General features: G+C 50.7%; 10 protein-coding genes. All 10 read right to left on the bottom strand.

The genetic code is table 11. The annotated features are described in order from the left end of the window. Window positions 1-554, bottom strand: a 554-nt coding sequence (locus tag EZI54_RS05935; protein ID WP_242674352.1) for a hypothetical protein, incomplete at its 3' end; no start/stop codon positions are given. A 28-nt stretch (window positions 555-582) separates the two neighbouring features. After that, window positions 583-1035, bottom strand: a complete 453-nt coding sequence (locus EZI54_RS05930; protein ID WP_131480013.1) for a P-loop NTPase family protein — start codon at window positions 1033-1035, stop codon at window positions 583-585. Window positions 1036-1124: 89 nt separating this feature from the next. Further along, entirely contained in the window at window positions 1125-1601 is a 477-nt protein-coding gene (locus EZI54_RS05925) for a DUF2059 domain-containing protein (RefSeq protein ID WP_131480011.1), read from the bottom strand. 195 nt (window positions 1602-1796) lie between these two features. Next, entirely contained in the window at window positions 1797-2261 is a 465-nt protein-coding gene (locus EZI54_RS05920; protein WP_131480010.1) for a hypothetical protein, read from the bottom strand. Next, window positions 2254-2658 carry a hypothetical protein gene (locus EZI54_RS05915; RefSeq protein ID WP_131480008.1) on the bottom strand — a complete coding sequence of 135 codons (405 nt, stop codon included), beginning with the start codon at window positions 2656-2658 and terminating at the stop codon, window positions 2254-2256. The genes EZI54_RS05920 and EZI54_RS05915 overlap by 8 nt, the downstream gene beginning before the upstream one ends. 200 nt (window positions 2659-2858) lie before the next feature. Beyond that, entirely contained in the window at window positions 2859-3404 is a 546-nt protein-coding gene (locus tag EZI54_RS05910) for a hypothetical protein (protein ID WP_131480006.1), read from the bottom strand. A gap of 61 nt (window positions 3405-3465) precedes the next feature. Next, window positions 3466-3879 carry a hypothetical protein gene (locus EZI54_RS05905; protein ID WP_131480004.1) on the bottom strand — a complete coding sequence of 138 codons (414 nt, stop codon included), beginning with the start codon at window positions 3877-3879 and terminating at the stop codon, window positions 3466-3468. 96 nt (window positions 3880-3975) lie between these two features. After that, a complete protein-coding gene (locus EZI54_RS05900) occupies window positions 3976-4452 on the bottom strand; it encodes a hypothetical protein (protein ID WP_131480002.1) in 477 nt (158 codons plus the stop codon). A 448-nt stretch (window positions 4453-4900) separates the two neighbouring features. Then, entirely contained in the window at window positions 4901-5497 is a 597-nt protein-coding gene (locus EZI54_RS05895) for a hypothetical protein (RefSeq protein ID WP_131480000.1), read from the bottom strand. Between the two features lie 21 nt (window positions 5498-5518). Further along, window positions 5519-6124 carry a BRCT domain-containing protein gene (locus tag EZI54_RS05890; RefSeq protein WP_131479998.1) on the bottom strand — a complete coding sequence of 202 codons (606 nt, stop codon included), beginning with the start codon at window positions 6122-6124 and terminating at the stop codon, window positions 5519-5521. Between the last annotated feature and the right edge of the window lie 240 nt (window positions 6125-6364).

Here is a 6364-nt window from a genome sequence, read left to right as displayed (position 1 = left end):
AGCAGCGAGGCGATGATAGCCAGCTTGATGGTCACCGAGTATTCCTCCAGCCGCTCCAGCCCGTGCAGTCCCCGTCGCCAGCCATAAAGCCCGATGAACAGCAGCACCCCCGTCGCCAGCACATCGGCGTTGAACGGCGAGTAAGCATCCACTCCGGTCAGCACAAAGCCACACATCAGCCGGATGTAGAAGGTAATCGAGATCACATAGGCGAACGCCAGCGCAATGTCGGACAGGCGCTCCAGGGTCGGCGCCGACGTCCTGGATGACGAGCCCAGCGGCCCGTCATGCAGGATGGTGAATCGCACGGCACCACCGATCCAGAGGGACAACAGGACGATGCCCGCAATCGCGAACACGGACAGCGGCCCCGTGACGTCGGCCAGCAGGGGCACCACGACCAGGAAGCCGCTGCCGATGATGGACGCCAGCGGCGTCACGGTGGCCCGCCAGAAGGGGGCATCCCGGACGCTCCGGCGGAGCATGATGACGGCGATGGCCACGGAGAACGCGATCAGGAAGGCGTCCAGAAGGGAAAAGTTGTCTGCAGTCATGAACAAGTCTCAGTGGTGACTAAGCACGTCATGCGGTCCGGCTCATCCTGCTTACCCATTCGGCAGCGTCTTTATCGGTTCGAATGATGCAGGTGGTAACGCCTTCACCCGCGGACGCCAGCAGCGCCTCATCCTTTCCTCCAAAGACCGCATCATACTTCCAGGACCAATAGAGCAATGAAAAACGAAGCCCGTCCCGAACGGCGACCCGATAAACCCGGCGCCAGCGTGGCGGCTTCATGAGCACCAGTACCGTCGCTCGACGGGCCCTGTCCGCATAGGTTCTGGAATTACCGCCTTCGATGATCCATTGGGGTTTCAAGGCCCAGGATCGAACGGTGCCATCAATGTCCGGGTTGGATCGGAGGGTCCCCGTTTCGTCATGGACGGCGTCGTCGACGCAATATACCGGAATGCCAAGACGTCTCGACAGCCTGAGCGCCAGCCAGGATTTACCGGCGCCAGGACCGCCGACGATCATGATTCGCGTCGCACGCATGCTATCCCGCTACCCCGTCCAGTCGGCCGTTGCCACACCCATCCCTGAGATAAACCCGGTCGTGGAGCCGCCTATTTGACCGACTCCAGAAAAGGCTGGAGCCGCTGCATCAACTCGCCTTCCTTGGACTTCGCCTCCTGCATGCCAATCTGCGCGCCCCTCTTCATCAGCCCGGGGGACTTCTCCAGAAATTTCTGACCGGTGGGCGTCTTGTAGAAGGCGACGAGTTTGTCGACCTCGTCGGACGTGAAGGCATCGGCATAAAGCTGGACGAGCTTTCGCTGCATAGAAGCATGGTCGATGTCGTATTTGAACCAGTCGCGGTAAATATTGGTCAGTTGGTCCTTTTGCTGCGCATTGAGTTGCATCTGGGCCGACATCTGGTCCACGACCCCCAGCATGGCCTCAAAACCGCCATTGATCTGCTCATCGAGGCCCATCACCTCAAACAGTTCCTGGATCTGGGCCTTCTTATCCGCCGAGGTGTCGGCGTAGGTGTGGGTCGTTATGCTTAAGAGAATGGCAATACCGAGTAACAGCGTCTTCATTAGCGTTCCTTGTGACGTTTCCCTGGCCATGGTTACCCGAGCGGTGTCTAGCCGTTGTGAGCTGGGCTATGCCCGGAGGGCTGCCCGCCAAGTACCCATGGCATTTTCCTTGTTGACAGAAATCAGCTTCAAAACCTTTAACTCGTTGAGAGTCAACGCTGACAAAACGATTCCGTTGATGTATTGGTTGTACGTTTATATTTCATTAATGACCTCAAAGATTTCCAGCTCTACAATCTTGCGTGATCCTTCCACAAGGTAGGCCTTCGCCCCAATCTTTACCCTTTCACGAATCAGGTCAAAATAGCCATTCCTGTCTTCATAAATCGGTTTTCTGATGATCAGGGTCCCCTCACCAAGGGCTTCCGATCCCTCACCGACAATATGTTCATCAGAAAGAGTTTCGAATTCCGGATACAAGGCGAAAACCAACCTGTTGTCGGAATCCGCCTGAAATTTCAAATCGCTTCGAAAACCATTTGAAAGTCTGCGAGACGTATCCAACTTCCTATACCGGGCCCTGAAATAACGATCTTCCATCGGGAAATTCAAGTCAGCCTCTTTGCTGCAAAATACCAGCCCTGTCGGGTCGCCGTTCAGGGCGCCCGGTGGATAGCCGTCGGCCCAGAACAGACTTATGGCTTTGTAACCTCTACTCAAGGCGACGACTTCCCCGACTCTCTTTCACGGCATCCATAGCTTCCTTCAAGGACCGTTTACAACGTGGTATCGCCATGTATTGCTGAACTATAGCGCCTCGTTCGAATTCATCGTGCGGGACGTCTTTTGCAAGTTCATTAAATGTGCAATAGCACATATCGCGGGCAACACCCTCGAATACGGGAACCATCGAAATGGCTTCTGTACGCAGCTCTGACTCTGACTTACCCGCTTTAACACCCGCTGCAATGTAGTCCTGAGCATTTGGGTAAATGATCGACTGCTTACACCACTCCACCTCTGCATAAAAATTTTGGTAACTCCAGCCTTTTTCATACGCGAATACAGAGGAAGACATGGCGATCAATGCTAAACATAAATATTTCAGGTTTTTCATATAACTCCAGCACTATTTTTTTAACCGAAATCTATTGTTTCCAATTTACTTCGCTCTGACACCATTGATTGATGAAAATGGTCGCCCCAAGTCAGGGTCAAAGCCCCCTCGGTTCTCCGCCGCTATTTCCTTAATAGAGAAGCACCGGGCTCGTCCAACACCGGATCAGATAGCGGCTGCGCGCGACCTATCCATACTTTTTATGCATTTACAGGCTCGAAGAATCCATAACATTTCCGAATTCCCGGTTTAGTTGTAAATGCAGGCACTATGTATGTAAATATATTCATTGTATCGGCAAGGTGTTGAAGGGTGTCCTCCAAATCTTTTTCTTTCCCTAAATGCAGGTCTTCATAGATAGCGGAACGATCTTTACTTATTATCAAGACGAGGAAGACAAACTTGTACCTTAGTCTGTAAAGATAGCCTTGGCCTATCGCATCTTTTAAACCAGCATACCGAACATACTTTAACTCTATACCTACAACGTTTTCATCAAGCGCCATATCAGGACGATGTTTCTTGCCAAAGCACCTAACATCCTTAACTGTAGACGTATTATCAATTTGAGAAATAACCTTGCAGTTGAATTGGTCTTGCATATTCAGAAGAGTAGATGCAAAGCCATTCTCGAACGATCTTTCATCCTTACCTGATGTATTGAAATGATAGCGATTGATAAGCTCATCAAGCTTCTTCGCGTCTTCCCAATAGCGACCGTATCTTCGAGATGCTTGAAACCCCATCAATTATTCTCCTTGTTGTAGGGTAGTTTGGTTGTGCATAACGCCAATTTAGGTGCATTCGTCACTTACCAAGCCTCTTCACTACCGGCTTTTTTCCGACGAAATACAGCTTAATGTAAACTCGCTTTCCTCTTCCCCAAGGAAAGTGGTATCGCTCTCTAAAATTGAGTACTTCGTGTCCCGCCGGCTCAATCCTGAGATTCAGTACTTCATCCTCAGGAGCCTCGAAATATCTGATTTTTCTCTTTGGCCAAAAGCCCTCAATGCAGGACAGCTCAAAATATTCAAGAATGATCGGCTTCCCTGACAGGTTTCTGATATGAACCTCATTTCCCATTCCGGGATCGCCTCTAAAAACGTGAGAGACATCAATCTGAAACCTGTTACCCCAAGCTTCTCGGAGGCTCGGAATCGCCAACAATGTGGACAAAAAAGCACCATATCCCGCAATTATCAGCGGCCAATCAATATCCATATTAGACCTTACTCATTAGGCTCTGCATTGCACACATAACGTCCAGGTTAACCGATGGCCGCTGCGAAGCAGTGAACGTCCATGTTGAACTAATTATTATGTGCTGCTCAGGTGCATCTGGATTCCTTTGAGGTATGACTCTCGGTATTTTTTCCAGTCACCGTGAACATATGTTTGATAAAACTCGTAGGGATGGCCTGAAATACTCTGCCCACTCAGGAACTCGAACAACATATCCAAATGCTTTTTGTTCCAGGCCCAGAGAACCTCTCCTCTGCCAGCGATCTGGTAGTAGGGCTCAGTCAGATCCCTGTACGCGAGTTTCTTTGCTCGATAGAAGCACCTTGTGCACATGACAAAAAAAGAACCACCAGAGCGCCAAGATGGAGCCATATCGCTTGAAAATTCATACCCGTCAACGGTGGTATCCTGAGCCACTGCTAACTCTCCGCAACTGGGGCATTTGATGTCAATCTGTGCCGGTCTGGTTTTGTGATCATACCGAACGTGATTGATGCCGCCACCAATGCGAAACCCAGTTTTACCTATTTTTTGTCCCGTCGGATTCTTCATATTTTGACTACATAAAACGCCAACAGTACGCGCGGCTGCGAAATGGAGGCGAAGCCGCAATGCAGTGGACGTCGCCGTGCCTGTGATTGTTAGAGATATCGCTGGTTGCGGCTGATATCCCAGTATATTTCATAGATTGCCTTGGCTAGTTTTGATGCGGTGGAGTTTTTTCGCCGATACATTGTGTTTTCTACGGGGCTACGGAGGACCTCTCCGTTACTTTTAAGTATGGGCCCAAATTTCGTAGCTTCGGCGATCACTCCGAGCCATTTCTCTCTGAGCTCTGGGGGTAAATCTGAAGTTCTCACTACATTGAAAACTGAGGCGGCCGCGATTATTCGATGCCTGGCATCACCCGGATGAGTTGCGAGACAGTCAACAGCTGTAGTCAATTTTTCAATCGAGTAACTGTATGAGCTCGGCTCTGTCACGTCAGCCTCCTTGAACTTCACTTGCGCCATTCAGTCTTGAGTTCTTGTATGAACTTCTTAATCTGCAGAATGATTTCGTGAACTTTCTCATTATCAAGAAAGATCGCATCTCCCTCCGAATACCACTTGAGTACTTCGCATTTGCGAATACCCTTTAAGGCTTTTCCGTTGTGGTGCAATATCGACTGTCTGTAACGTCGCAGATCACCCATAATCGGGGCTCGAATATCGCTTTTCTCTTTACCAAGCAGTGAAGCAATTCTCTGCCTGTGAAAATTCTCCCAGAACGCATAGATATTCACCGCAAGCATATTCCCCGCGAACCACTGGTTCATTCCTCGCTCGGCAGTTCTGGAGATGTATTCGTCATATGTGCATGTGTGTATTTCAACGAAATCGGGTTCACCCGGCTCACCTTTGGCATAACTATATACACACTCAGCCCCTGCACCTGCTAATTCGGTATCGCTCGCGCTATCACCACACAGAAGCTTGGCAAGATTGGCCTTTTTCCTTTCACCCTCGGCATGGAGGTGTCGAAAGCCGGCTAAAGAGTCCAAGTAGACGCCGTAAAGTCCGTCGACGGTATGCTCAAATTCAAAAATTTGCTTCATCGCAATCCACCCAGACTTGTTTTACAAACCCGCCTGCACCAACCAATGCTCTTCACTAACAATCGCAAGCGGCACCCCAGAGCTTCGATAATCAACAGCCTTCTCAATCTTCCGCCCATAACTCTCATGCGCCCAGCTATCGGTGACATAGGTGCCCAACACCAGATAGTCGAGTGATTTGGTGACCCCACCGACATTTACGCCGCCCAGATTCTCGATCGCGGCCTGGCATTGTTTCCGGGTTCCAAAAGCACAGGTACCTGTGAACAGGAATTTGCTGCCTTCAAAAACAAGAGATGGCAGCGGGTCGTCAATCGGCAGGGTGCTGCTCTTGGCCAACTCTCCAATTTCCGATGGCTCGCCCGAGATCTGCCGCAATATCGACAACAATTCCGCGGATTCGTCTGGATCGAGCACGTTGTCTTCCAGCATTCCGCTGACTTTCTCAAGCAGGTTAATGATCACAGGGTTGTCGCTGTGCCGGTTCTGGATGAGCCAGGACCTCAGGAATTCCGCTTCCTGCTGATTAACGGCTCCGTCGGCTGCGATGCCCTTACTCAAACCAATGAGGGTATCGATCTGGCGGTCCTGGATGTTTTTGCGGTTAAAGCGCGTAAAGATGTCCATGTCATTGCCCTCTGTTGTCACGGGTAGCCTTCCATTGACCAAGGCCGGGCTGAAGGGAATCGTAGGTTGTGCGGACACAGGGAGCCCAACCTACCGCAATGCCGCGGCAATCGGACGCTGCACCGGAAGTAGGCAATGTATCGGACGGGGTTATTCCGGCTAGCGAGTAAGCAGACCGAAAGGGTGGCAGGACGCCGGATTTAGGAATGGAAATGCCGTACACAATCTTCGTCCCTGATT

It is taken from the genome of Marinobacter halodurans, assembly GCF_004327985.1.
Taxonomy (GTDB): Bacteria; Pseudomonadota; Gammaproteobacteria; order Pseudomonadales; family Oleiphilaceae; genus Marinobacter_A; species Marinobacter_A halodurans.
This window is presented reverse-complemented; position numbering and strand designations above follow the sequence as displayed.